Source organism: Peribacillus sp. V2I11 (genome assembly GCF_030817135.1).
GTDB classification, from domain to species: Bacteria; Bacillota; Bacilli; order Bacillales; family DSM-1321; genus Peribacillus; species Peribacillus simplex.
Map to the genome: position 1 here is coordinate 1063491 of NZ_JAUSYW010000001.1, position 24216 is coordinate 1087706.

Genomic DNA, 24216 nt, shown 5'->3' on the forward strand with positions numbered 1-24216 from the left:
TCCCTTTAAAAAACACCAATCGTACGTTCGCGTTTTTCCCAAAAAGAAAAAGCCCACATAATTTTTGGGCTTCCACAATCATTCACCTGTAAATTTATAATTGAATTCTTTGACCGGCCAATATCGAACATCCACTTTACCGACAACATTTTCAACCGGTATATAACCAAAGTGACGGCTGTCAGCACTTTCAAGACGATTATCACCCATGACAAAAAGCTTGCCCTCCGGAACTTTGGTCATGTCCGTCAATTCTTTTAATGTAAAATCACCCGTAAAGTCCTGTCCTGGGAAACCTTCCTTGAATTTCTCAAGATAAGGCTCATCCACTTTCTCACCATTTACGTAAAGCCAATCATCTTTATAACGAATTCGGTCACCTGCAATCCCTATAACTCGCTTAACATAATCTTCTTGTGAATTCGCATGAAAAACAATAATGTCAAAACGGTTGATATCATGAATCTGGTAATTGATTTTATTCACGACAAGTTTATTTCCATCTTCAAGGGTCGGCTGCATCGACTTCCCTTCAACATCATAGCTTGAAAAGAAAAATGTACGGATTAAGATGTAAATAACAAAAGCTATCATCGCTGGTTTTATCCAATCGGATAAAGAATTCCTGTTTGTTTTTTCCATCTAATTCAACCCCTACTACATTTATATACTAATTTATTGTCCTTCTTCCCTCTTCATGCTTTTATTTAACCGGACCTCCAGTCTTTTACCCACATACCAAAGGATAAAGATGACGATCCCGATAATGATCGTACGCACCGGCTTATGAATTAAGGATACTAAATCGTAACCTACGAAGCTGATCGTAAAAATCATCACCGCTTTCCCTCCCACTACTGCAAGTCCATATTGCAAGGGACTGACTTTTGAAAGTCCTGCCACGATATTAACGATAGCCGAAGGTGTAAAAGGGAAGCAGAGCAATATGAACAAAGGACCGAATCCATGGGTTTCCACCCAAACCATCAACCTCTGCACCTGCTTATGCTTTTGCAAAAATCTGAAAAACCTCATTTGACCATATCTTCTAATAACCAAAAAGATTAAAAAAGAACCCGCTACCGCACCAATCCAAGAAAATAAAAATCCCCACCAGAGACCAAAAGCCGTTGCATTAGCAAGCACGAACACCACTAAGGGCAAAAAGGGCAAAAAAGCTTCCAGCATCGGCAGTAAGATCCCAGGAATTGGACCGAATGAGCGATATTGCTGAATAAGTGCAGATATATGATCAAGTGTAAACCACTCACGTATAGTATCCAAATCCATAATTATCTCCCTCGACATGCTGCTATCAAAGCAGCATAAACTTATTAAAAACTGTTTATTTTAGATATATCACTTTCCCCTGAAATTGCAAGAATTATTATCCATATATCTTCATACTTTCCCTATCTCCGGAAAACATAATCTTGTTAACGAATATTTTATGATTTATCAAAACTGCTTGCTTATACACTGAAAATACATTAGGATAAAAAAATAGAACGAATGTTCTCATCTTTGCAAGGTATACATACTATATTAAAAACGTGCTATTTTAGAAAGGAGCGGTCAAGATGACCCGCATTCCAGAAGATGACCGAAATATGATTGAAAAAGCCATCTACCTTCCTATGGTTATTACAGTCTTAAACCGGGATCTCAAGGTCATCGAAATTTGTCCGTTCAAATTAAAAAGGCCCTATTCGGAGCTAGTCGAACATATTTTAAAAGTGGTTCAAGACGAACTTGCCGAGGTACGGCGCTATTTGCGCAAGGAGAATATTAAGGTTAGTGAAATCAAACGCGATGAATCCTTCACGATGTATTGTTTTTTATATAAAGGATACGAGGAACATCATAATTATTTCAATCCCCGCCTTCGCAACAAAACCGAAGACTTGTTATGTCATTACTTTTTCGAAAAAAAACACCGTTCAAGGAATTAGCGGGTTACAGGTATCCTCCATATATGTTTGTCTGTGAAATATGGGTGGGTTTTTGGAGCCTTTTGGGGAGAATACAGATACCCTTAGTAAAAAAGTATGACCATAAAAAAAGCATTTCATCTTTCCTGGCATAAAGATAAGGCATTTCAATTTTTCAGAATTAAGATTGATAAGACCCACTTACATCCATTCACCTGTTTGGATTTTCCATTATCATTGTCCTGCCAATAATATAATTGGATAGGTTCAAAACCATGGATTTACTGCCATGAAATATTACTTTTCGATCCAGGCATAGCCTATGTAATCAAGTTCATACTGAATATCCTTAACCATTTTAGTTTTGAGATTCTTTAAATCAAAGTTATTTACATGCTCTTGGCAAAGGTTGGAGTGACACCCGTTATGGTCGTTTCCACCCCCATCAAACAAGAGCACTCATCATATTGAAGAGAAAGGTAGGAAAACAGTTATCTTGAACGAGGAGCTTCGACAAATCAATGATAAAGTAACCAATATCATTATCCGCTGCAGAATGTAAAACATCACTCATGATTTGCTCTGATCGATTGCCGTGAACAATACCCTGTATCGAATGAACGGAAATGCCTTTAGTTATCGGGATGATCGGTACGATTAAAAAGCCCATGCCATACTTTGTTTGATCGAGCTCTATCATATGGAATAAAATGGGATAAAATGTCTGCCATGGATTTCAGATAGTTAATATCTTCTTCTGAAAACACCTTTTCCTCCTTGTCCATTACACAAAGGGTCCCAAATATATTCCCTTTCCCTCCATATTCTACGCTGTATCCTTCTAGTATAATCTCCTCTTCCCTATTATAGGAACTGAGGACTGTCATCGCCGTTTCTCCTCTTTTTGTTACATAAGCCGTTTGCACATTTAGCAGCTTACTGATAAAGGCAAATATTTTCGAGGACACAGATCTTAACGAATATAGGTCGGGCTCGTCTGTTCATAATTAATCGTCATTTTAATCACCTCTTAATTTCTATTCATCTATTATACTATTCGTCAGCATTATCATTTTTGAGTCAGCACAACGTTTTTGCAAAAGATTTTTATTACTGCATTAGAAGAAATAGAGAATATCATCCATTATCTTATTTGAGAGACAAGGTTAAGCTTAATCAGTAAATGTGAGGATATATCGTAACGGGATTGGATTAATTCTAAAGCCCTTCTCATATGAGAAGGGCTTTCGTTGTGCAATAAGGCCTTTTGCTAAAGTAAGCATATATTATCTTTTGATTTGAACGATCTTATGAAAGTATCAAACAAAATCACCTTCTAATCTTGAATTTCGGATTGCTTCACCTCCATTTCCAATATCCTTTACGGAATGAATCATATCGTTCTCAAGCTCAGGAGAAAGGTACATTCCCCTTCTTCAACAGCGACAATTAATCATAAATACCCAGGATCATTTTACCTAACCACGATTCAGACGCCCGCTTCCTTTTTTATCACAAAGAAAATTATGTCCAAATCCCCATTTTCCCTATTACACATGGTAAATTATTTATTGGAGGGGAAAAATGAAGAAAATTAATATTCTACTGGTTGCTATTCTTGTTTTGTCTTTATTCACTGGACTTAAAACAACTGAGGCAGCCTCAAATTTGAAGGTACATTTCATCAACGTTGGACAAGGAGATTCAATCCTCATTCAAACCGGTAACGAAAACTTTTTAATTGATGGCGGCGGTAAAGGAAAGGGCGACGAAGTCGTAGCCTACCTAAAAAAACAAAAGGTAAAAACACTTAATGCATTAGTATCCACTCACCCAGATGCGTATCATGTGGGAGGTCTGGCTTATGTGATTAAATCGGTTAATGTGAAATCTGTGTATGCCCCTAAAGTTTCTCATACTATCCAAGCATACAAAGACTTTTTAACGGCTGTTAAGCAGAAGAAGCTTACAATAAAAAAAGCGCAGACTGGCGTGGAGATCAACACTAAAGCTAAGGATAATTCCCTTAAATTCATTGCACCTGTTAAAGAGTATGCTAAGTCTGACTTAAATAATTGGAGTGCAGTCCTTTTACTTAAACACGACAAAAAAACATTCTTGTTTACAGGTGATGCTGAAGAAAAAGCAGAATCTGATATGCTGGCTAAAAAACTGGTACCAAGTGTGGATGTACTTAAAGTCGGCCATCATGGTGCAAAAACATCAACAAGTTCAGCTTTCATTAACAAAGCAAAACCGAAATACGCTGTAATCAGTAGGGAAAAATGGATATGGGCACCCTACTTCTACTGTTGTAAAACGGTTGAATTCAGTGAAAGCCAAAACTTATCGCACAGATAAATCAGGTAACATTATTTTTACTTCTACAGGTCAGAAAATTACTGTAAAGACGGTGAAATAAATGGTACAAGGAATTATCGATCGCTTCGAGGGAAAGATCGCTGTCGTTGAAATCGATGGTGGTGACATGAAGGATTTTCCTAAAAGCGCTCTTCCCAAGGGAGCAAAAGTAGGAGATATGCTAATTATCGATGGTAATACTATCACCATTTCCAAAGGAGGCACTGAGAAGTTAAGAAAAGAGATTGACGATTTAATGGATGAATTATTTGAAGATTAATTCCGGGGCCCTCCTTTAATAAGAAGGGCTTGCTTTAATTTTGAATGAATCCAGTTTGCATTCTTCTATGATTATCCCTGAAATCCCTCTAACGTGGTATATACTTTGACATTACCTCTGAAGCCTTCGCCCCATTTGCTTCGGTGAACAGATAGAATGATTTCCTCTTTGTTTCCTCAATCCTCTGGATCAATTTCGTTTTTAAAAAAGATGTCCTGTGCAGCTGGTTTTCGAATGAACTGCATGATACTTCTATATCGATGGTTTGTCTATTCCTGAATGTGATGGTTGTATGTTTGGAATCCAGGCGATCATAGGATACCACATGCTCATGTGATAACCAGATGCATTGAGGACGCAACGGAGATGTGGTGGGAAAGAAGAAAATCGAACTGGTCGGATCAATCGCAATAGGCGCTTTATGTGTGATGTTTATGAGCTGTTTCGTGCCTTGCTTGCGTCCTTCATAACTTGATCCGAAGAACTCACAGCTTTTCTTTATTATTTCCATAGGTTTAAACGGGGAGATGAACTCGTCCTCCATTTCAACGATACGGGCATATATTTTACTGCCGTAATTGATTGGTGAAACCATTAGTGTATGTGGCGTGATTTCATATTCCTCGATGATTCCCTGATTGTTTTCCTTCATTTTTAATCCACCTCTTCCTCATTGCTAAACACCGCTTTTACTTTACCAAAGCTTATACTCTTAATTGCTTGTACCCTTCCATTCCCCATTATCCAAGAAGATGAAGGGAGATAGTAAATGTATGTTAAATTACTCACTATAATAGCACAACCCTCATACATAAAAAGTAAGTTCACAAAAAATTAAAAATTCTTTTATATAGTGGCTTTTTCGTCATCTAAACGACACATTTTCTATTAGATTTAAATTTTTTAAATTTTCAGTTGATTTTATCCGTTCAAATCCATATAATAATAAAAAGGGTCAGGGGTGGTAACTTTGAAAAATGAAAAATCTTATTCAGAGTCAGTGAAGTCCTTATCAATGAGCGAAATGAAAAACGATGCCGTGGTTCAGGGAATGTTAATTGATATGATTATTCAGGAAGCCGTCCTTACTACCAAAAAGAATATCCTTGCAAAACAGATCGATGAAGCCTTGGATATGAAAAACAAACCTTTATTCTTAAAACTAAGTTCTGAAATGAACGTTTTACTCAAACAGTTTGGAAATTAAAATGCATGATTAAAAAACAGCCTAATGATCAAAAAAGCCTCCCATAATGTTGGGAGGCTTTTCTAATTATCATCACTCTTTATGAAACATCCCCATGACCTCGGCTGTTTCGGTTATATTGACAAAAGCATTCGGATCCACTTCTTTTATCATCGTTTTTACATCGGTCAACTGATAACGTGTAATGACTGTCATCATCACTTTACTCTTTTCTCCTGAATATGCACCTTCACCATCCATGACTGTAATTCCACGATATAGGTTCGTCAGGAGCTTCGTTTTCATTTCGTCACTCTTTTTGGTAACGATCATCAATGTTAATTTAATGTGATTGGAATGGATCGTATCGATCACCTTTCCTGCTGCATAAATGGAAATCAGCGTATATAATGCGGCATCCCACCCAAAGATGAAGCCTGAGATAACCACCACAACTCCATTCATCACCGAAAGCAATGTACCAAGTGGAAAGTCGCTCTTCTTAGCTAACAGCATGGCAATGATATCAAAACCGCCCGAAGACCCCGAAGCACGAAAGATGATGCCTATACCGAATCCCGATATGATTCCGCCAAATAAAGAAGACAAAATCGGTTCAGTGGATATTCCGTGAACTGGAATGAGGTATAAACTGACCGAAATCACGACAACTGATAATATCGTATAGGTGATAAAGCGTCTCCCTAATTTCAGGTATCCAAGAATCAGCAAGGGCAGGTTCAACAGAAAATTCAATATCCCTGTGTTGACTGGGGTGATGATTCCGAACATAATCGCAAGTCCACTAAGTCCGCTGCTTAAAATTAAATGAGGTATCAAAAATAAGTTGTAGGCTACTGCAACAAGCACCGAGCCTATAGTGATGAAAAGTACATTATACATATCCGATCTCCTTAAAACGAACTGGGAATTTAATTTATTATAGTAGAGAACCTAAGATTTTTAAAAATAATAGTTTTTTCTGAAAACAACTACAAACTTCCACTTTCCGAAAAAAAAAAGCCAGCTGGTTTTCAGCTGGCTTTCAATCACCCTTTGTATCTGCATTTTCAACTGTTGAAATCCGCTCGAGCATGGTTGGATGGGAATATCGCAGCCATTTAACCAGGAATGGTGGGTTGACCTGACTCAAACCCGACCTCGTGAGTTCCTGGAACGTCGTGATTGCTGATTCTTTATCCCCGGTCATTTCAATGGCATAACGGTCAGCCCTTGTTTCTTGATATCTGGAAACATAATTGGACAGCGGACTTGAAGCAAAGAGCAGCACAGACGTTATTAAGAGAAATAATGGAAGAGAAGAAATGCTGTCAACCGAACGAACCTTTAACAGATGGCCCCAGCGTCTAATGATAAAATTCATGATTTTTGATGTCAGCCACAAACCGATTAAAGTCAGTCCTAAATAACCTGCAATCCCTATATAAATATGCTTTTCCACATAATGGGCCATTTCATGTGCCATGATAAAAAGGATTTCATCTTCCTTCAGTTTGTTCAGGGTCGTATCCCAAAGCACTATTCTTGAGTTGGAACCTATGCCGGTCACGTATGCATTCAAGGCATTTGTCTTTTCCGCCATATTTACTTCATACACGTGTTCAGCCGGAATTTCAGCCTGTGAGGCAAGTGCCAATATTTCCGTTTCCAGCTCTTTATTTTTGAGCGGATAGAATTCATTATACAGCGGATCAATCAGTACAGGCTGTACAAACATCAGGAATAAGGTAAATGGAATGGACAACATCCAAGCATAGAGCCACCACTTCTTCACACTTTTCTTCATTAACCAATATAAAACGGAAACGATGATGAACATCATCCCAAAATTCACCCAGAATTCGATGACTCCATCCTTCATCCACGAGGTGAAATTCTGTGTACTTATATGGTAATTCTTGCTCATCCGATATCCGATGAAACTGATTGGAAACAGTGCCAGGTAAGAAATAACTGAAAGCCAGAATAAGTAAATGCCCGTTCTGATCACTTTCCGACTCGAGACTGCCATTGACGACTTTTCAAATGCTTTTGATAAACCAAATAATAAAATGAAGAAATACAGCAGCCATTCATATGGCGTGGATACGAAAAAAATAAAATTCCGCAGTCCTGAATACTCTTCGCTAAGCTTTAGTTCCCTTGCATTCAGGAATGTTGCAGGATCTGCTGCAGTTCCACGCAAAGCTTCGGGAATGGAGGTATCAGCTCCATAAAAAATATACCAATACATCGCTGCTGCATAAAGGATATATAATAGAATCGCTCTTCCAGCCCATTTTCTAACCATGATGCCCCTCCTTAAACGAATCTCCCTCTTATTAGTTTAATCCAAAATGGACAGGTTAGAACCGCATTTCACTTCTATATTATTTATTCCTTGCAATTTCCAACAATTGTTGATTTTTTATTCTTTATTATCAACCTTAAGATTTCACAGAATACACCTTCAGTCAAAAATGCACTTCCGGGATGATGCATATGCAGAGACATAAAAAAAGGAGGGCTGGGACGTATAAGGCACAGACGAATTTGTCTCTCTGCCGCCACCTAATTGCTTTGATCATAATCGTTTCATCAAAGTTAATGAGTAGTCATCCCTTCATCCCGCTATTTTGAAACCTATACAAAAGTGCCATAAGCTCCGGTCGATTATTAACATTCAGTTTTTTGTAAATCCGGCTTATATAGTTTTTTACCGTGCCGATGGATAGAAAAAGTTTTTTTGAAATTTGCTGATTCGTTTCGCCTTGGGTTAGCAGGATAAGCAGTTCATACTCGCGTTTAGAAAAGGCCCCCAATTTTCCGATTGCCTTATCCAAAGTTACTGGTGATCTTTCAACATCCTGCTGCAACTTCTTCATTAAAATGGATTTAAATGAGGCAGGATAAACTATCTGGCCATTGGCACATTGACGGATTGCCGACAGCACTTGTTTCATTCCGCCATCCTGTAACACATAACCTGCTGCACCATGGCATATCGCTTCGATAAGATAATGATCTTCTGAATAGGCAGTAAAAATGAGGAAAGGAGTGGATGGATGTTTTTCCTTTAGGATTGGCATGACTTCCTGTCCATACTTCCCTGATGACCGGGCATCAATAAGAATGACATCCGGCATGACTGATGATGTATGATCAGAATCAAGAAGTTTCATTTCATTTCCGGTTATCCCTATTACCTTAATGTCTTCTTCTTTTTCAATGATTCCCTCAAGTCCTCCCTGACCACCATATATCATTAGCTTAATCGACTTCATAACTTCACCCGTTACTTTCATTATTTGTTATTAATCCGATAATTTTTTATAATTGCCTGCAGCAAATAGTTCTATTGGTCTATATTTTACATCATTAATTCACTTGATAACAAATTTAAACTATAGAATGCTAAAAAAAGTGCACCTCCTGACAGTAAAAAGGCTATCAACCCGTTTGCCTTCAGGATGATAGCCTTTTTCTTTGTTCCTCATCTATGAGTGTATCAAGTTTCATGATGCTCTCCTTTGCCCTTAGAAAATCAATTTTGCGATAATGGTGTTTTCCACCTTCTTCTTCATCTTTTTCGTCGGCCCATTTGACGACTTGCTGAAGCGGTGTGCGAATAATATCATTTGAAGGTAAAAACGAATCGGTGTGAAATAATATGGCGAGGGAAATGGTCTTTGCCTTTATCGGGTTTTCTCCCAAGCGGATTAACAGTTTATGTGCTCGTTCTGCACCTTTGATGGGATGGATATCATTTTGTTTATACAGATCATAATCCCATTTACCATTGCGATACCAGGTGAAATGACCCATATCATGCAAAAGTCCAGCTTTAGCAGCAATATCAGGGTCTATATTATATTCATTTGCTAAGTGAAACGCATGGTATGATACCGCAATTGCATGTGCCAGGCCTGAACGGTTCAAGTATTTTTGAGCAATGGGATGTGTAAAAATATCCAAAAGCTTTACATCTCTCATCTAACCCCTCCTTACAATTATGTGGAAATTTTTAATGACAATCATAACTCTTTTCGAAAAAAGAATCAAGGTTTTAAGATTCTCCAATATATTTTATGCAGCCTGATACACTTTGGTTGTACAAAAAAAGGACCATTGCCGGTTATAGGCAATGATCTCCTTATGATCAATGAAATTCAGTTTTGTAGTACATGGCTTTTCAAGGAGCGGCGTAAAATTTTACCAGTCGCATTTTTTGGAAGTTCATCCAAAAACTCAATTTTTGCCGGTACCTTATATTTGGCCAAGTGTTCCATGCAGTAGGCAAGCAGTTCTTCCTCGGTCAATGCTTTGTTTTTCTTTACCACAAAGCATTTAACCACTTCCCCCTGATTGGGATCGGGAACGCCTATGGCTGCTGCCTCAACTACTTCGGGATGGGCATACAGAATCTCCTCCACTTCACGAGGATAGACATTATAGCCACCGACGATGATAAGCTCCTTTTTACGGTCTACAATGAAAAAATAGCCTTCATCATCCATCCTTGCTAAATCGCCTGTATATAACCAACCATTTTTCAAGACAGCGGCTGATTCTTCAGGCATTTTATAATAACCTTTCATTACATTCGGGCCTCTGACAATCAATTCTCCTACCCCATTGACCGGCACTTCTTCTCCAAGCTCATTGACCACTTTGTTTTCCACCCTAAGGATGGAGGTTCCGATGGATCCCGCTTTCCTTGGACGATCCAAAGGATTGAAACAGGTAACAGGGGATGCTTCTGATAAGCCATACCCTTCTGAAACCCTGACATTAAATTTCCGCTCGAATGATTCAAGCAGGGACACTGGCATGGCGGATCCGCCCGATATGCATATGCGCAACGACTTCAATGCATCTTCTTTCGCATCTGGATATTGGAAAAGAAAGTTATACATCGTAGGCACTCCAGCAAAAACGGTTGCATCATATTTTTTGATTTGCCTGAATATTTCCTTTGGACTGAATTGCGGGACAATTAAAAGCGTACCTCCGCTTATCAATGGGGCATTCACGACTACTGTTAAACTGAAAACATGGAACATTGGCAATGTCGTAATGACCCGGTCACTTTCCGTGATTTTTAAATACTCACCAATATCATGTGCATTGGAAAATATATTGGTATGTGTAAGCATGGCCCCCTTTGGTTTCCCCGTTGTCCCGGAAGTATAGAGTATGATTGCCGTATCTTCAGGATCCAGTTCTGGACCTTTAAAGCCATCATCCCCCGATTCGATCATTTTTGTAAACGATTTCATTTTTGGATAGATGTTAAATTGGCTAATATCCCCATTATCCGGCTGCGTTTCACAAATTACATATTGCTCTACGCTTGAGAGTATCGGATTCATTTTCTCTAGTAAGGGTAAAAGCTTATCTAATGCCACAACAACCTTTACATCGCCATTATTCAGGATGTAACCAATCTCGTCAGATGTGTAAATTGGATTGATGGGAATAACGGTCGCCCCTGCTCGCATAGCTCCATACAACGAAATGATGAAATGTGGAGAGTTGCCTAATAACAGCGCAATGTTATCACCTTTTGAAACACCAAGCCTATGTAATTCGTCTGCGAACTTCGTAACGGCTTTATCCAATTCCCCATATGAAGTGGATTGATCCATAAAGTAATATGCTGGCTTATCAGCCTTTTTTAAAGCCATTTGATGAAGCTGTTCAGATAAATTCATCTTTCTCCCTCCCCTGCAAATAGCATGAATGAATAGTCATTCATTTTTATGGTGAACTAAATACATTTTTATTATATTAAAAGAAAGCGATCACAGCAACAATTTTATCCATATTCAAGCAATTACTGTCATTTTTAGACACAAAAACCGTCCTATTAAGTCGGGACGGCTTTTTCAGGCTTAATATATTAAAGCCAATATTTCTTCTTTCGTTACATTGCCAAAATAATGACGAACATCAATCTCATCTAGTACACTGCTGATTGCTTCCTTTTCATAGCGTGTTCCAGTAAGCTTTTGTTCAATATCCGCAACCTCACCGACCCCGAAGAAATCACCGTAGATTTTACAATTTTCAATGATTCCCCGGTTCACTTCAAGGCGGATGTCAACAGATCCCACAGCGAATCTATGTGAGTTTTGCAAGTTGAATTTAGGTGATTTTCCGTAATTCCACTCCCAGTTTTGATACCTTTCTTCCGAGATTTTGTGAATTTTCTCCCAATCCGTCTCCGTTAAAACATACTCTGTAACCTTTCCGTTATCTTTGAAAATATTTTGCAAAAGGAATGAACGGAATTCTTCAACAGACATCGGTTCTTTTAAGAAATCAGCGATATTACCGACACGGCTTCTTATCGATTTAATCCCTTTGGACTCGATTTTATCTTTTTTCACTTTTAAAGCGGATACAATGTGATCCATTTCTGATTGAAACAGCAATGTCCCATGACTGAACATTCTGCCCTTCGTTGAAAACATCGCGTTTCCCGAGATTTTCTTCCCTTCAGCCAAAATATCGTTACGACCGCTCAATTCAGCATGTATTCCAAGTTTCTCAAGCGTTTCCACGACAGGTTGAGTGAATTTTTTAAAATTATGGAAACTATCCCCGTCATCCCTCGTGATGAAACTGAAATTGAGATTGCCTAGGTCGTGATAAACCGCTCCACCCCCGGAAAGACGGCGAACAACTGTAATGCCATTTCCATCTACATAATCGGCATTGATTTCTTCAATCGTATTTTGATTTCTACCTATGATGATTGAAGGACGATTAATGTAAAAAAGAAGATAGGTTTCATCTATATTTAAATGTTTAAGCGCATATTCTTCGATGGCCAGGTTAATTCTTGGATCTGTAATTCTCTTATTATCAATAAAAAGCACAGTTGTTCCTCCTTGTAGACTTCATATCACTGATGTTTCATTTATAGTTGGAATTCGAGATTGGTTTTAGCAACAGCTATTTCCCTTTTGAATACCTCGGATGCTTCTTTTTTCAGTTGATTTAGATTCCCATAATGAGGGAGATGAGTTAACAGCAAAAGCTGGACGTCAGCCTTTTCTGCTAGCATTCCCGCTTCTCTTGCCGTCATATGACCCGCTTTTGAACCATCCATATCACTGTAAAAGTTACTTTCACATAATAAAACATTAGCGTCTTTAGCGAAATCTGCAAGCTCATCCATATATGAACTGTCACCTGTGTAAACTATCGAATGATTTTCAGCTTCAATCCTCATTGCAAAACAAGGGACTGGATGTTTTGTTTTCATGAACGTAAATTTACACGGTCCAACGGTTAAGGGTTGATCAGCAAAGTAGGCTATTCCCTTTGTCACGTCTTTATAAGTTAACTTACCAAATTCGACTTCGTCTAAATCATGACCATAAATAGGAATGGTCCTTTTTTCGCTGCCCAATATCTGCTGTATAAAAACAGCGTGCTGCAGGACACCGATATCCGCTACATGATCCGGATGATAGTGGGATAATACAACTGCACCAAGGTCCTCCGGCTTCATATGGTTTTGCAGCTGTGATAGAACACCGCTGCCACAATCAAGCAGAATGCGAAAATCTTCATATTCAAGCAAATAGCCGGAACTTGCCTCATTTTTAGCTGGATAACCGCCCCAGCAGCCAATTACGGTGATTTTCATGCTTAGGCACTCCTTTTTTTCTCTCAATGACTTCCCCATTAATATAAACTATTCTTTCCCTTATTTCACCTATTTTACTTATGTTATAAAACATTCATTGACTTTATAATTCTGTTATAATACAATAAAACCATAGAAAAGCGAATAATAAAAAAACTCAGGAGATGATGTTCATGATTCAAAGTAGCGTTGAGTTCTTTAAAAACCTGCCTCCGAAACAATGCACGGAATGCGGAAAAAAAATTGAAGAACAGCACGAATGTTATGGAAACCACTGTGATCATTGCCTTTCTGGAGAGTAGTAGTCTTGTGTTTCACCATCCGCTTCCCAAATAGCAGGATGATTTCATATAAGGTTCAGTTTCGCAGCTGAAAAACATCCCCAATAAAAAGAAGAGATACCGATGATCGGTATGGTATTATCCCCTACAGGTAGACAGAGTAAAAAGAGAGCATGATAAAATGCTCTTAAACAGTCTATCTTGGAGGGGATTTTTTTATGGCAAAAAAGGGGCAAACCTTTCAAACATATACAGAAGAATTAAAGCGAGAAGTTGTTCGTTTGAAGTTGGAGGAAGGCTGGTCATATCGTCAGCTTCGTGAGCGATTTGGTATCAAAAGTGATGCGCAAATAGCGAATTGGGTAAAGAAAGTGCAAAATAATGAGCCTTTTGAAGACCAACGTGGTGTATGGAACCGTAAGAATTTTTCTAGTGTAGAAGAAGAAAATGCTTATCTGAAAGCGCAGGTGGACTATTTAAAAAAGCGCAATCCAAATCTACATGGGAAGGAATGGTCCTGAAAGCCGAAAGGTTTAAAGTGATTGATGGATTGAGGAAAACACACCCACTCGCGTGGCTATTAAAAATCGGTGAAGTTTCAAGAGCTGGTTACTACAAATGGAGGAAGACTCAGTCTAGACGTTCTCTGAGACTTGAGAAAAACCTATGGATAAAAGAACATATATTAGCCATCCATAAGATACATCCATACTACGGATATAAACGGATGACCCGAGCTTTATTCAGAGAGGGAATCGTTGTCAATCATAAGCGTGTTCGCCGATTGATGAGAGAATTGGGGGTTACATCTATTATTCGAAAGAAACGCCCTTTCTATGGTCGAAGAGGATCCGTTGTATTTAAAAATGTTTTAAACCGTGAGTTCTATGCAGAGTCCATGTTACAAAAGTTAGTAACAGATATAACCTATGTACGGATTGGAGACACGTTTGTCTACCTATCTGCCATTTTAGATTTGTATAATAATGAAATTGTGGCATGGGAAGTTTCTACGCGAAACGATCTTGAATTGGTTCATAATACGTTAAATCAGTTAAGGGACAAGTCATTTGAAAAGGGTGCCCTTCTTCACTCTGATCAAGGATTCCAATATACGACGAAATCATACGAAAAGCAGGTAAAAGAACTCGGTATTCAAGGAAGCCACTCTCGTCGTGGCAATTGTCATGATAACGCGTGTATAGAAAGTTTCTTCTCGCATATAAAAACAGAGAAGTTATATTTGGAACGCCCAAAAACAGCAGAGGAAGCTTATGTAGTTATTCAGGAGTATATAGAATTCTATAATACTGATCGCTTCCAAGAAAAACTTAACGGCCTTTCCCCGATTGAATATCGAGAAAAGGCCGCAGCTTAAAATACTCTTTTTTTATTGTCTACTTGACAGGGTTATGTGCAGTATCTCTTCTTTTTATTGGGATTCATTGCCTTCCAGCAAAAAAAATAGAATTATCACGTAACGGATAATCCTTTGAACAAATATATTTTAAATAGTTCAGCAATTTCCTCTTTCTCTAATGGGGCGTGGTTCCTTTCCCAATCAAAAATCAGGGCAAGGTACATCTTTAGCATCAGGAAAGCTGTTATCTCTGGATCGCAAGGCTGTATATAGCCCTTATCAATCGCTATTTTTAGTTTTTCCTTAATGTAGGATACAATGGCTTCTTCCATTTCATTAACCATTTCCTGAACGGCCGGCGTACCAATTTCCCGCTCTTCCTGAAAAAGTTTTAAAGATAATTGATGTTCCTGCCTGAACTCCAGAATTCGATAAACGGCCCGATGCAGATTTTCAAAAAAGGAGAGTTGGTCATCCAAAGATTGTTCCGCCTCATATTTCATTTCCTCTATCATCCGCTGAACGATTTCTTTAAACAGCTCTTCTTTATTTTTATAAAAGGTATAAATGGTCCCTTTTCCCACATTGGCAATTTTGGCGACTTGATCCATCGTCGTTGCCTTATATCCAAAAAGTGAAAACGACTTGGTCGCAGCTTCTAAAATTAATTTTTTACGATCAACAGACATTTCACACCTCAATCCTGACCAAATGGATAAAACAGTCATTAGTTCAACGATATCATACCAAAAATATTCAGTCTTTTCAATTAAATTTTTGATTTTTTAGAGAAACAATGGCCATCCCCCTTACTGGACAGCCACTTTTCAAAAAAAGGGGTATTTATTTAAATCAGCAAGGTAATGTAAAAAGCGTCGACTTTCCAGGTGTATAGCATCTATCAGCTTCATATGAAAATATGTAGAGCACATTGCAAACATGGTTACACTAATTTCCTCTATTGACTGATCACTTTTCCTGTAATTCATTTAAAATGATTGTGGCCAAAGCATCGATGAATTCAGGTTTAACATTGGGCATATCCGGCCTATAGTAGCCTGCACCAATATCTTCCGTCACAACCTTACATTCATAATCGTTATCATAAAGGACTTCAAGGTGCTCGGCAACAAAGCCAACAGGAATATAAATGAAAGCTTTATAACCTTTTGCTTGATGAAGATCTCTGGTTAAATCCTGTACATCAGGTCCCAACCATGGTTCAGGTGTTTGTCCAGCGCTTTGCCACCCTACTGCATAATTGGTAACCCCTGCTCCCTCAGCAATCATGTCTGCCGTTTCTTTCAGTTGATTTGGATACGGATCTCCTGATTGCAAGATTTTTTCAGGGAGGCTATGTGCCGACACAATCAAAGCGAAATCATCGCGTTCTTCCGAGGTCATTTTCCCGATTACTTCTTTTACTTGGTCTACCCAATATTGAATGAATTTTGGCTCATCATACCAGCTTTCAACGGAAGTGATGGTCAGGTCCCCCAATTTAGCGGCTTCGTCCTGGGCACGTCCATTATAAGACTTCACGCTGAATGTTGAAAAATGAGGTGCCAATACTATACTGACCGCTTCTTTGATTCCATCTTCATGCATTTGTTTCACTGCGTCTTCAACAAAAGGTTCAATATGTTTCAGTCCAAGATATGCCTTGAATTCAACTTCCTCCTGAACGGAATTCAATTTCTTTTCAAGGGCTTCAGCTTGTCCTGCTGTTATTTTTGCAAGCGGGGATAATCCACCGATCGCTTCATATCTGCCTTTTAGGTCGGCAATCAATTCGTCGCTTGGCCGTCTCCCATGACGAATATGTGTATAATATCTTTCAATATCCTCTTCAGTGTACGGAGTACCATAAGCCATGACTAAAAGGCCCATTTTTTTTCTTGACATGAAGTTACACCTCTTTTAAAGATTTCGTTCTTTTATTGTGCATCCAATTATGTATTTTTAGCAAATGGTTCGCTCACCTTACTTCATTTTTGATGAATATTCATGAATGAAAGCGGTCAGCCTCTTCAGTGTTTCCGGGTTTACGGAAGGGAAAACCCCATGTCCAAGATTAAAGATGTAGCCATCTTGTTCCATTCCCTGATCCAGGATCCTTTTCGTCCGTTCTTCTATAACATCCCATGATGATAATAGTAGGGCAGGATCAAGATTACCTTGTACCGTTTTCTGTATTCCCATTTGTCTTGCTTCTGTAATTGGTAGTCTCCAATCAAGCCCGACTACATCAATCGGAAGATCATTCCACTCAAGTGCCAAGTGACTTGCGCCGACCCCGAACATGATTAGCGGTACATTTTCATCACGCAATGAAGAAAAGATACGAGTCATGATTGGCTTGATGAATACGCGGTAATCTTCAACGTTCAAAGCACCCACCCATGAATCAAAGATTTGGATGGCCTTAACGCCGGCTTTAATTTGTGACTTGACATAGATGATGATCATATCCGCTAACTTATCCATTAATGCAAACCAGGCCTTTGGCTCGGAATACATGAAAGCTTTCGTCTTATTGTAGTTTTTGGAGGGGCCGCCTTCAATCATGTATGAAGCAATGGTGAACGGTGCCCCGGAGAAACCGATCAAAGGAACGGACAATTGCTCCGTGGTCAATAATTTAATCGTGTCCAACACATATGGGATGTCTTTCTCTGGGTTCAATTCACCTAATTTTTCAACATCTGTCACTGATTGGATCGGATTGGATATGACTGGACCGATTCCGGACTTAATCTCAACATCGACACCAATGGCTGGTAGCGGTGTCATTATATCTTTATATAAAATCGCAGCGTCTACATCATATTGCTCAACTGGCAATCTAGTCACATAAGCGCATAATTCCGGCTGATGAGTAATTTCAAAAAGGGAGTACTTCTCTTTCAATTTACGGTATTCCGGCTGTGAACGGCCAGCCTGTCTCATATACCAAACAGGCACATGATCCGTTTTCTCTCCTCTCGCAGCTTTTAAAAATGTATCATTCGTAATTTCCTTAGACATTAATATCCACCTTTCAAGCAATCACGTTTCTATTTTTATTCATTACCTACATAGAATATCAGAAGGATGTTGAATTTCAAATCGAATCTTCTTAAACTATAGCTTTTTCTATAATAGAAGTATAGCCAACCTATATATTTGTCAGAAAATCGACGTTTTTATTAAAATCATACCGGAATCCAAGCCTAATGGTTAGTTTGGAAATGGTAAAAGCACTATTCATTGGGTAAAATGGGTATACAGGTACTATATAGATATTGGAGGGGAATTTATGAATGTATTCATCACATCAGGAAGTTTCGATTTTTTGAAAATCAAAAAAGATAAGCATCCGAATGAAAAAATATTACTTATGCAAAATCCTGGCACTGCAGTACTTTTACATGAAACAGCAGGTAAAACGATCTTCAGCTCCCCACGTAAGTATGAAGTAGTTGATGGGAAAGGAAACCTACAGGATCATGGGTATGTAGTCATGAACAATATACCTGTCAGTGAAGAAGGAAGGCCGGTATTCGAACATCGTTTTAAAAACCGGGCCGGATTCATCGAAAATGAACCAGGTTTCGTCGCACTTCGTGTACTGCGGCCAATCAACTCTGAAACTTATGTAATTCTAACGATATGGGAGAAACAAACCGATTTCTTGAACTGGAAGAAATCCAGTTCCTTTCAGAAGGCGCATAACAGCGACTCCAAAGCTCCCGTTACGAATTCCAGCCAGAAGATGTTTTCAGGTGAAGCCTATGTAACGCAGTATACTTTGGTGAAGGATTCAGAAGAATAATCCATTCTTTGCCCATCCCCTCAAGGATGGGTTTCTTTGAATTCATGGTAATCCAAAGCGTATTTTGGACGGTCCAATAAATGATAAAACCCGATAACAATCCGACAAATTCCTTCTTTATTTCCGGGGAAATGCAACGGATATTTACATATATTTCATCTAAGAATCCTTTTTTCAATGTACTCTCCGCCCCAGGAACTTATACAAATTAAACAAGGTTAAACTATATGCAACTCCTAGTGCAAAACCTGCCAAGATATCAGTTGGAAAATGAACTTTCATAGCGATCCTGCTGACTCCGATGAGCAGAACCAGACAAATGAGTCTCCTTTAACTTCTTTAATAATTAAATAAGCAACCAAAATAAGGCCTACCATTGCGTGGCCACTTGGAAAACTGAAGCCAGCAGTCTCCATCAAATGATTTTCAGGGCGCTTAATTCACTTTGGATTATTCAGAATATGATATACTATTTACAATTAATCCAATCATTGGGAGGCGCAAAATGATACAGCGATTACATGATCTTCTAGATGGTTCATATGAAGAAATGGTTTCCATCAGACGTTATCTTCATCAACACCCTGAGCTTTCTTTTCAAGAAACCCAAACGGCAGCCTTCATCGCTGCCTATTATGAAAAACTTGGAATCGAACACCTGACGAATGTAGGCGGTAATGGTGTTATTGCCAAAGTTACTGGCAGTAAGCCTGGTAAAACCGTAGCTTTGCGCGCTGATTTCGACGCATTACCCATTCAAGATGAAAAAGAAGTTCCCTATAAATCATCCGTACCCGGGGTAATGCATGCATGTGGACACGATGGCCATACAGCGTCACTCCTTGTCCTTGCAAAAAATCTGAATGAACTGAAGGATGAGCTCGAAGGTGAATATATATTAATCCATCAGCATGCTGAAGAATATGCTCCAGGAGGCGCCAAACCAATGATTGAGGCTGGCTGCCTTGATGGGGTGGATGTAATTTTCGGCACCCATTTATGGGCTACGGTCCCTACCGGAACAGTCCAATACGCTTTTGGACCTATTATGGCCGCTGCTGACCGTTTTGAAATCACCATTAAAGGGCAAGGCGGACATGGAGCCCAGCCGCATAAAACCCGTGATGCAATCGTAGTCGGCTCTCAGCTAGTCATGGCCCTACAGCAAATAGTAAGCCGCCGCATTAACCCAATAGATTCTGCAGTCATTACCGTAGGTTCCTTTGTAGCAGATAATGCCTTTAACGTCATAGCAGATAAGGCTAAAATAATCGGGACCGTCCGCACATTCAAGGAAGATGTCCGTTCATTCATTAGCGAAGAAATCGAGCGGATTGTTAAAGGAACCTGCCTAGCTGCGGACTGCACCTATGAATATCAATACTTTCAAGGTTATCCAGCTGTTATTCCACATGTTGAGGAAACTAATTTCCTCATCGAAAGCGCTGAGTCCGTCAAGGAGGTTTTGATTACAGAGGAAATTGACCCGGATATGACAGGTGAAGATTTTTCTTATTATTTACAAAATGTAAAAGGTACATTCTTCTTTACAGGGGCCATGCCAAAAAATGAACATACATATCCGCATCATCATCCGTTGTTTGACATTGATGAAAAAGCGATGCTCATTGCAGCCAAAATATTAGGCACTGCAGCGGTAACCTATCACAATAAGAAACAATCATCCCAAAAGGTGAATGAATCTTTATTGCGGTAATGGTAAAGGGACGGGTTATCCCCGCCCCTTACTCTTTAAGAAGTCTGATTCGGTAACAATTTACAGCCGTCTCCCCAAGATGTTCCAACAAATGATGGTTGGCATATGCACCGACAGCTGCCCCAAAACCTGGAACGAGCTGGAACATTTTGATGACATCGATGTGATCGCGATATTCCTGCTGAAATTCTTTCCAGTCTATTTCCGGCCATTTACCTGAATCCCATTCTTCTATTACCCGTAAAGTTGCCAGCTTTTTTTCCTCGCATGAAAATGCCATCTGGAAGATATGGAGAATGAACAGGCGTTCTTCATATTTATTTGGATCAAAACCGTATATACGGGATATTTCGAATAATAACTTCATCTTGATGCTAAGCAGTAATGGGAAATCAGCCAATCCAATTAATAGCCCTGCCGCTCCGGTTCCCACACCTTCTATAACGGCCGTTTTCCGATATGCCGTTATAGTTTCCGCAACCCATTCTTCTTTTTGCTGCAAGGATAGAAGCACTACATTTTTTTCTTTAGACATATATTTAGAACCTGATAATACGGCCTCTATCATCCCTTTAATACTATCAGTAATCATTTTGTGCACCCGGTCTGGAATATAACTATTCAATTTGATTTGCGCCTTTTTGGACATCCGCTCAAACCTGCCGGATTTCTTGGCTACTTTCTTTTTCCATGATACTAGTTCTGATATTGCTTTTTGTCCATATTCATCCATCATTTAACACCTCCGTTAAATATGTATATACCCCCTATGAAGCTTTTATTTTCAATTTTCATTTCTTAAAAGAAAAAGCCGATTTTATGAAAAATCAGCTCCGACTCTAGACTAACTCGAAGGAAAGCAAGTGCCTACAATTTTTTCTTTATGAACGGTTTCAGTTGATTTCAGAAAATCCGTTCCCTTTCCGCCGACTGTCTGCCAAGCCTCCTCGCAGCAAGCGGCTGTGGGGTCTCGGCTAGCCAGTTTTTCGGCAGGAGTGTCGCAAATTTTTTCAATCTAAAAGCTGATTTTATAAAAATCAGCTTCTGATTAAAAATTTTTAATTTTCTTTGCTGCATAAATTTTAAAACCGAATAAGAAAACAAGCCCCATTGCCAAGGCCGCTAAAGCGGACATCCATTCCCCTTTCACTAGCAAGACCAAACTGAAGACCAGGTCCTCAAATAATAAGAAATAGGAAATTAGCTTTATGACTGCAGATTCTCTCATTTTTGCCGGCAATGGATACAATGAGACCCATACTTTCCATTCATGAGCCTTCCAAACCGGCAGCAGTTGCAGGGCTGTCATGAATAGGAACATGAACGTTACAATCAAATGTGCCCATATGTTAATGAAAACACTTAATATCACGGACCCAATGATAGTCAAGCGAAAACAAAGTCCCACATAATCATTGGATCGCAAAAGAGTACGGGCGTAAAGATAGGTATAAGTTGATTTTTCACCATACGGAATGAAAGATAATAGCCAGTCCATCCATTTCCTTCTCGCTACCTTCCCTTTCAAATGAGGAACATCAGTAAACATGTTCGCTATTCGATAAAAAGAATTCATCCGTTTGTTTTCCAGTTCCACCAGCCGTTCCCACTTCAACATAAAACCTTTAGTTGCACTTCGGTAATACATGTAAAGTGCTAACAATAATAAAAATGTTATAAGTGAAAACAGTATATTTGCCCTTGAGCAGATGAAATAAAGAATCACTCCATTAAGTAAAAAGCGGATGAGAGAGTCCCAATGGCTCACTGATGAATCCTGATATTTCAACACCTGCCAGCGCATGGTTAAATTCAAGAACTTCAAAAAAAGCAAAACGACCAGGATGATTCCAAGGTCCGTACCTCCTGCACCCGTAACCTTCGAATACATCGGTATAGATGCAATTAGGCCAACCAGAAGAATAAAACCCTGCATGACCCAACTTAATATCAGTGAATTCTTGAAATAGCTTCTCAACTTCGTTTCAAGCGGAAGCAGGAATACCGTATCAGGTTCTTTCAAAAAAGTATTTATCGGGCTTCTGGTTACAATGATCGATAAAACAAAGGCCATGATCAATTCAGCAGGGAAATCACTGTCTAACGTCTTTACCCAATCACTGTAATAATAAGCCAAACCACCAAGAACCAATACCATGACAAAAACAAGATGGCCATTAAAAATATAGCGAAGATATTTTTGCGTTTCATTTATATAGCCTAAATATCTTTCCTTCCAGAGATTTTGACTATTCATGACCGATTTCTTCTTTCGTCAATTGAATATATAAGTCGTCAAGAGTTGCCCCCGGCATGGAAAATTGTTCACGAAGCTGCTCAAGATTGCCTTTTGCCCGGATCTCTCCATTATGCAGTATGATGAAAGAATCACAATACCTCTCGGCTGTCGCCAGTATGTGTGTAGACATTAAAATTCCCGCTCCGCTCTCTTTCATTTTCCTCATCAAATCGAGCAGGGATTGAATGCCTAATGGATCAAGACCAACGAAGGGTTCGTCGACGATATATAAAGACGGCTGTACTAAAAAGGCGCACATTATCATGACCTTTTGCTTCATTCCTTTTGAAAAATGGGCCGGAAACCATTTAAGTCTTTTTTCCATATGGAATTCCTTTAATAGAACGTCCATCCTTTCTTTATATGTGGCTTCCGCCAAACCATGTGCCATGGCCGTAAGCTTTAAATGCTCCTCAAGTGTAAGCTCATCATACAAGATTGGCGTTTCTGGAACATAAGTGAATTGTTTACGATATGTATCAGGGTCCTGGGCAAGAGTTTTACCATGAATCGAGACATTTCCGCCTTTCGGCTCCATGAGTCCGATGATATGTTTAATCGTCGTACTTTTCCCAGCCCCGTTGAGCCCAATCAACCCTACTAGCTCATTTGGTTGAATGTCAAAACTTATTCCCTTTAAAACGGGCGTTTTCGTGTATCCACCCACTAATTGCTTTATTTCCAATAAGGACATATAAACGATCCTTTCTATATAGAGGTTCTTATTTCCATTTTACCAAATTCTCCTGCTTTTATATAGTCGGGTGTTCCCGGAACTAAATTTCCATAAATAACTAATTATATTTTCCCTACTTGGTGGTCATCATATATAAGGAAGAAGGGGTTAGTCATTACGTGTGATTCACATCATATTGTAAATGAGGTGTCAGTTAAAGACGTATTACACTGAAATACCCATAAGTTTTATTACAAATGATTCACATCATATTGTAAATGAGGTGTCAGTTAAAGACGTATAACTGAATTAAACCAGAAGCTTCATTAAAAAAAATCGTTTCGAGCAAGGAGATGGTTCTCTTGCACGTAAAAGCAGAAAAATCATTCAATAATTATCAATTATGCTTTGAAAGTTAATGAAACTTTAAAGATATAGGAGATGGTTGCTTTGAATGGAAAATCTCTAGTCAGATAACAACCATATTTTACCACAATGTAGATGAGGTGTTTGTCGCAGAGAATTTATGCTAATGCGAATTTTGAAGCAAAACCCCCTTTTTCGACAGGCAGGGTGCAACTTAATGTTGCATCCTGTTTTTATGATTTTTCCTTTTCTCAAGGATTCAAGCTATGGTACGATTAACCAAAT

25 protein-coding genes and 1 pseudogene are annotated in these 24216 nt (G+C 38.9%); 8 read left to right on the plus strand and 18 right to left on the minus strand.

Annotated features, from left to right (window positions below; genetic code table 11):
- Positions 1-78 precede the first annotated feature (78 nt).
- Positions 79-642: a signal peptidase I gene (gene lepB / locus QFZ73_RS05140; RefSeq protein ID WP_251437018.1), complete on the minus strand. Its 564-nt coding sequence runs from the start codon at positions 640-642 to the stop codon at positions 79-81.
- A 33-nt stretch (positions 643-675) separates the two neighbouring features.
- Complete coding sequence (locus QFZ73_RS05145) at positions 676-1290, minus strand: TVP38/TMEM64 family protein (protein WP_307263755.1); 615 nt, start codon at positions 1288-1290, stop codon at positions 676-678.
- Positions 1291-1580: 290 nt separating this feature from the next.
- Here QFZ73_RS05145 and QFZ73_RS05150 point away from each other — a divergent pair, with 290 nt between their 5' ends.
- Positions 1581-1952 carry a YhjD family protein gene (locus tag QFZ73_RS05150; protein ID WP_307263758.1) on the plus strand — a complete coding sequence of 124 codons (372 nt, stop codon included), beginning with the start codon at positions 1581-1583 and terminating at the stop codon, positions 1950-1952.
- 424 nt (positions 1953-2376) lie between these two features.
- Here QFZ73_RS05150 and QFZ73_RS05155 read toward each other — a convergent pair whose 3' ends face one another.
- Positions 2377-2601: an STAS domain-containing protein gene (locus QFZ73_RS05155; protein WP_307263761.1), complete on the minus strand. Its 225-nt coding sequence runs from the start codon at positions 2599-2601 to the stop codon at positions 2377-2379.
- Positions 2602-3515: 914 nt separating this feature from the next.
- Between QFZ73_RS05155 and QFZ73_RS05160 the strand changes: the two are divergent.
- A pseudogene (locus tag QFZ73_RS05160) lies at positions 3516-4353 on the plus strand (ComEC/Rec2 family competence protein).
- Positions 4354-4572: a DUF3006 domain-containing protein gene (locus tag QFZ73_RS05165; RefSeq protein WP_251437008.1), complete on the plus strand. Its 219-nt coding sequence runs from the start codon at positions 4354-4356 to the stop codon at positions 4570-4572.
- Between the two features lie 88 nt (positions 4573-4660).
- Here QFZ73_RS05165 and QFZ73_RS05170 read toward each other — a convergent pair whose 3' ends face one another.
- On the minus strand, positions 4661-5224 hold the full coding sequence (locus tag QFZ73_RS05170) for a competence protein ComK (protein ID WP_307263765.1): 564 nt from the start codon (positions 5222-5224) through the stop codon (positions 4661-4663).
- 318 nt (positions 5225-5542) lie between these two features.
- On the opposite strand from QFZ73_RS05170, the gene QFZ73_RS05175 reads away from it, so the two are divergent.
- Positions 5543-5779, plus strand: a complete 237-nt coding sequence (locus tag QFZ73_RS05175; RefSeq protein ID WP_251437004.1) for an IDEAL domain-containing protein — start codon at positions 5543-5545, stop codon at positions 5777-5779.
- 72 nt (positions 5780-5851) lie between these two features.
- Here the strand turns inward: QFZ73_RS05175 and QFZ73_RS05180 are convergent, their stop codons facing one another.
- The 7 genes from QFZ73_RS05180 to QFZ73_RS05210 all read right to left on the minus strand — a co-directional run bounded on the left by QFZ73_RS05180 (position 5852) and on the right by QFZ73_RS05210 (position 13418).
- On the minus strand, positions 5852-6661 hold the full coding sequence (locus tag QFZ73_RS05180; RefSeq protein ID WP_251433446.1) for a YitT family protein: 810 nt from the start codon (positions 6659-6661) through the stop codon (positions 5852-5854).
- Between the two features lie 142 nt (positions 6662-6803).
- A complete protein-coding gene (locus QFZ73_RS05185) occupies positions 6804-8069 on the minus strand; it encodes a M48 family metallopeptidase (RefSeq protein WP_307263768.1) in 1266 nt (421 codons plus the stop codon).
- A gap of 304 nt (positions 8070-8373) precedes the next feature.
- Positions 8374-9042: a LuxR C-terminal-related transcriptional regulator gene (locus QFZ73_RS05190; RefSeq protein WP_307263771.1), complete on the minus strand. Its 669-nt coding sequence runs from the start codon at positions 9040-9042 to the stop codon at positions 8374-8376.
- Positions 9043-9223: 181 nt separating this feature from the next.
- Positions 9224-9751: an HD domain-containing protein gene (locus QFZ73_RS05195; protein WP_251433437.1), complete on the minus strand. Its 528-nt coding sequence runs from the start codon at positions 9749-9751 to the stop codon at positions 9224-9226.
- 176 nt (positions 9752-9927) lie between these two features.
- Entirely contained in the window at positions 9928-11472 is a 1545-nt protein-coding gene (locus tag QFZ73_RS05200; protein WP_251433434.1) for a fatty acid--CoA ligase family protein, read from the minus strand.
- Positions 11473-11652: 180 nt separating this feature from the next.
- Positions 11653-12642, minus strand: coding sequence for a lipoate--protein ligase (gene lplA, locus QFZ73_RS05205; RefSeq protein ID WP_307263778.1), 990 nt, complete (start codon positions 12640-12642; stop codon positions 11653-11655).
- A 41-nt stretch (positions 12643-12683) separates the two neighbouring features.
- The gene (locus tag QFZ73_RS05210) at positions 12684-13418 is read right to left on the minus strand and encodes an MBL fold metallo-hydrolase (RefSeq protein WP_307263783.1); all 735 of its coding nucleotides are present in this window, start codon (positions 13416-13418) and stop codon (positions 12684-12686) included.
- A 173-nt stretch (positions 13419-13591) separates the two neighbouring features.
- Here QFZ73_RS05210 and yhfH point away from each other — a divergent pair, with 173 nt between their 5' ends.
- Both yhfH and QFZ73_RS05220 read left to right on the plus strand, forming a co-directional pair.
- A complete protein-coding gene (gene yhfH, locus QFZ73_RS05215) occupies positions 13592-13720 on the plus strand; it encodes a protein YhfH (protein ID WP_065310849.1) in 129 nt (42 codons plus the stop codon).
- Between the two features lie 197 nt (positions 13721-13917).
- Positions 13918-15077, plus strand: a protein-coding gene (locus QFZ73_RS05220; RefSeq protein ID WP_373458911.1) for an IS3 family transposase whose coding sequence is annotated in 2 segments (ribosomal slippage) — positions 13918-14176 and positions 14176-15077 — 1161 coding nt in all. Because the reading frame shifts where the segments join, the coding sequence is not laid out codon by codon here.
- A 95-nt stretch (positions 15078-15172) separates the two neighbouring features.
- Here QFZ73_RS05220 and QFZ73_RS05225 read toward each other — a convergent pair.
- From QFZ73_RS05225 to hemE, 3 genes are all read right to left on the minus strand, one after another.
- Positions 15173-15748 carry a TetR/AcrR family transcriptional regulator gene (locus QFZ73_RS05225; RefSeq protein WP_251433425.1) on the minus strand — a complete coding sequence of 192 codons (576 nt, stop codon included), beginning with the start codon at positions 15746-15748 and terminating at the stop codon, positions 15173-15175.
- 280 nt (positions 15749-16028) lie between these two features.
- The gene (hemH, locus tag QFZ73_RS05230) at positions 16029-16964 is read right to left on the minus strand and encodes a ferrochelatase (protein ID WP_307263792.1); all 936 of its coding nucleotides are present in this window, start codon (positions 16962-16964) and stop codon (positions 16029-16031) included.
- Positions 16965-17042: 78 nt separating this feature from the next.
- Positions 17043-18086, minus strand: a complete 1044-nt coding sequence (hemE, locus tag QFZ73_RS05235) for a uroporphyrinogen decarboxylase (RefSeq protein WP_307263795.1) — start codon at positions 18084-18086, stop codon at positions 17043-17045.
- 271 nt (positions 18087-18357) lie between these two features.
- Here hemE and QFZ73_RS05240 point away from each other — a divergent pair, with 271 nt between their 5' ends.
- On the plus strand, positions 18358-18873 hold the full coding sequence (locus QFZ73_RS05240; RefSeq protein ID WP_144477784.1) for an antibiotic biosynthesis monooxygenase family protein: 516 nt from the start codon (positions 18358-18360) through the stop codon (positions 18871-18873).
- 174 nt (positions 18874-19047) lie between these two features.
- Here the strand turns inward: QFZ73_RS05240 and QFZ73_RS28870 are convergent, their stop codons facing one another.
- Positions 19048-19194, minus strand: a complete 147-nt coding sequence (locus QFZ73_RS28870; RefSeq protein WP_373458992.1) for a phosphatase PAP2 family protein — start codon at positions 19192-19194, stop codon at positions 19048-19050.
- A gap of 184 nt (positions 19195-19378) precedes the next feature.
- Between QFZ73_RS28870 and QFZ73_RS05245 the strand changes: the two genes are divergently transcribed.
- Positions 19379-20590, plus strand: coding sequence for a M20 family metallopeptidase (locus QFZ73_RS05245; RefSeq protein WP_251433413.1), 1212 nt, complete (start codon positions 19379-19381; stop codon positions 20588-20590).
- A 28-nt stretch (positions 20591-20618) separates the two neighbouring features.
- On the opposite strand, the gene QFZ73_RS05250 is transcribed toward QFZ73_RS05245, so the two are convergent.
- The 3 genes from QFZ73_RS05250 to QFZ73_RS05260 form a co-directional block, all read right to left on the minus strand.
- The gene (locus tag QFZ73_RS05250; protein ID WP_307263803.1) at positions 20619-21326 is read right to left on the minus strand and encodes an EcsC family protein; all 708 of its coding nucleotides are present in this window, start codon (positions 21324-21326) and stop codon (positions 20619-20621) included.
- 312 nt (positions 21327-21638) lie between these two features.
- Positions 21639-22847, minus strand: a complete 1209-nt coding sequence (locus QFZ73_RS05255) for an ABC transporter permease (protein ID WP_307263808.1) — start codon at positions 22845-22847, stop codon at positions 21639-21641.
- Complete coding sequence (locus tag QFZ73_RS05260; protein WP_307263811.1) at positions 22840-23583, minus strand: ABC transporter ATP-binding protein; 744 nt, start codon at positions 23581-23583, stop codon at positions 22840-22842. Before QFZ73_RS05260 ends, QFZ73_RS05255 begins: the two co-directional genes overlap by 8 nt.
- Positions 23584-24216 lie beyond the last annotated feature (633 nt).

Coding starts and splice junctions, on each gene's coding strand:
- QFZ73_RS05145 (WP_307263755.1), bottom strand. CDS start 1,290: ATGGATTTGGATACTATACGTGAGTGGTTTACACTTGATCATATATCT.
- QFZ73_RS05180 (WP_251433446.1), bottom strand. CDS start 6,661: ATGTATAATGTACTTTTCATCACTATAGGCTCGGTGCTTGTTGCAGTA.
- QFZ73_RS05165 (WP_251437008.1), top strand. CDS start 4,354: ATGGTACAAGGAATTATCGATCGCTTCGAGGGAAAGATCGCTGTCGTT.
- QFZ73_RS05185 (WP_307263768.1), bottom strand. CDS start 8,069: ATGGTTAGAAAATGGGCTGGAAGAGCGATTCTATTATATATCCTTTAT.
- QFZ73_RS05210 (WP_307263783.1), bottom strand. CDS start 13,418: ATGAAAATCACCGTAATTGGCTGCTGGGGCGGTTATCCAGCTAAAAAT.
- QFZ73_RS05250 (WP_307263803.1), bottom strand. CDS start 21,326: ATGATGGATGAATATGGACAAAAAGCAATATCAGAACTAGTATCATGG.
- QFZ73_RS05200 (WP_251433434.1), bottom strand. CDS start 11,472: ATGAATTTATCTGAACAGCTTCATCAAATGGCTTTAAAAAAGGCTGAT.
- QFZ73_RS05245 (WP_251433413.1), top strand. CDS start 19,379: ATGATACAGCGATTACATGATCTTCTAGATGGTTCATATGAAGAAATG.
- QFZ73_RS05195 (WP_251433437.1), bottom strand. CDS start 9,751: ATGAGAGATGTAAAGCTTTTGGATATTTTTACACATCCCATTGCTCAA.
- yhfH (WP_065310849.1), top strand. CDS start 13,592: ATGATTCAAAGTAGCGTTGAGTTCTTTAAAAACCTGCCTCCGAAACAA.
- QFZ73_RS05225 (WP_251433425.1), bottom strand. CDS start 15,748: ATGTCTGTTGATCGTAAAAAATTAATTTTAGAAGCTGCGACCAAGTCG.
- QFZ73_RS05190 (WP_307263771.1), bottom strand. CDS start 9,042: ATGAAGTCGATTAAGCTAATGATATATGGTGGTCAGGGAGGACTTGAG.
- QFZ73_RS05155 (WP_307263761.1), bottom strand. CDS start 2,601: ATGGGCTTTTTAATCGTACCGATCATCCCGATAACTAAAGGCATTTCC.
- QFZ73_RS05240 (WP_144477784.1), top strand. CDS start 18,358: ATGAATGTATTCATCACATCAGGAAGTTTCGATTTTTTGAAAATCAAA.
- QFZ73_RS05260 (WP_307263811.1), bottom strand. CDS start 23,583: ATGTCCTTATTGGAAATAAAGCAATTAGTGGGTGGATACACGAAAACG.
- QFZ73_RS05150 (WP_307263758.1), top strand. CDS start 1,581: ATGACCCGCATTCCAGAAGATGACCGAAATATGATTGAAAAAGCCATC.
- hemE (WP_307263795.1), bottom strand. CDS start 18,086: ATGTCTAAGGAAATTACGAATGATACATTTTTAAAAGCTGCGAGAGGA.
- QFZ73_RS05255 (WP_307263808.1), bottom strand. CDS start 22,847: ATGAATAGTCAAAATCTCTGGAAGGAAAGATATTTAGGCTATATAAAT.
- QFZ73_RS05170 (WP_307263765.1), bottom strand. CDS start 5,224: ATGAAGGAAAACAATCAGGGAATCATCGAGGAATATGAAATCACGCCA.
- hemH (WP_307263792.1), bottom strand. CDS start 16,964: ATGTCAAGAAAAAAAATGGGCCTTTTAGTCATGGCTTATGGTACTCCG.
- lepB (WP_251437018.1), bottom strand. CDS start 642: ATGGAAAAAACAAACAGGAATTCTTTATCCGATTGGATAAAACCAGCG.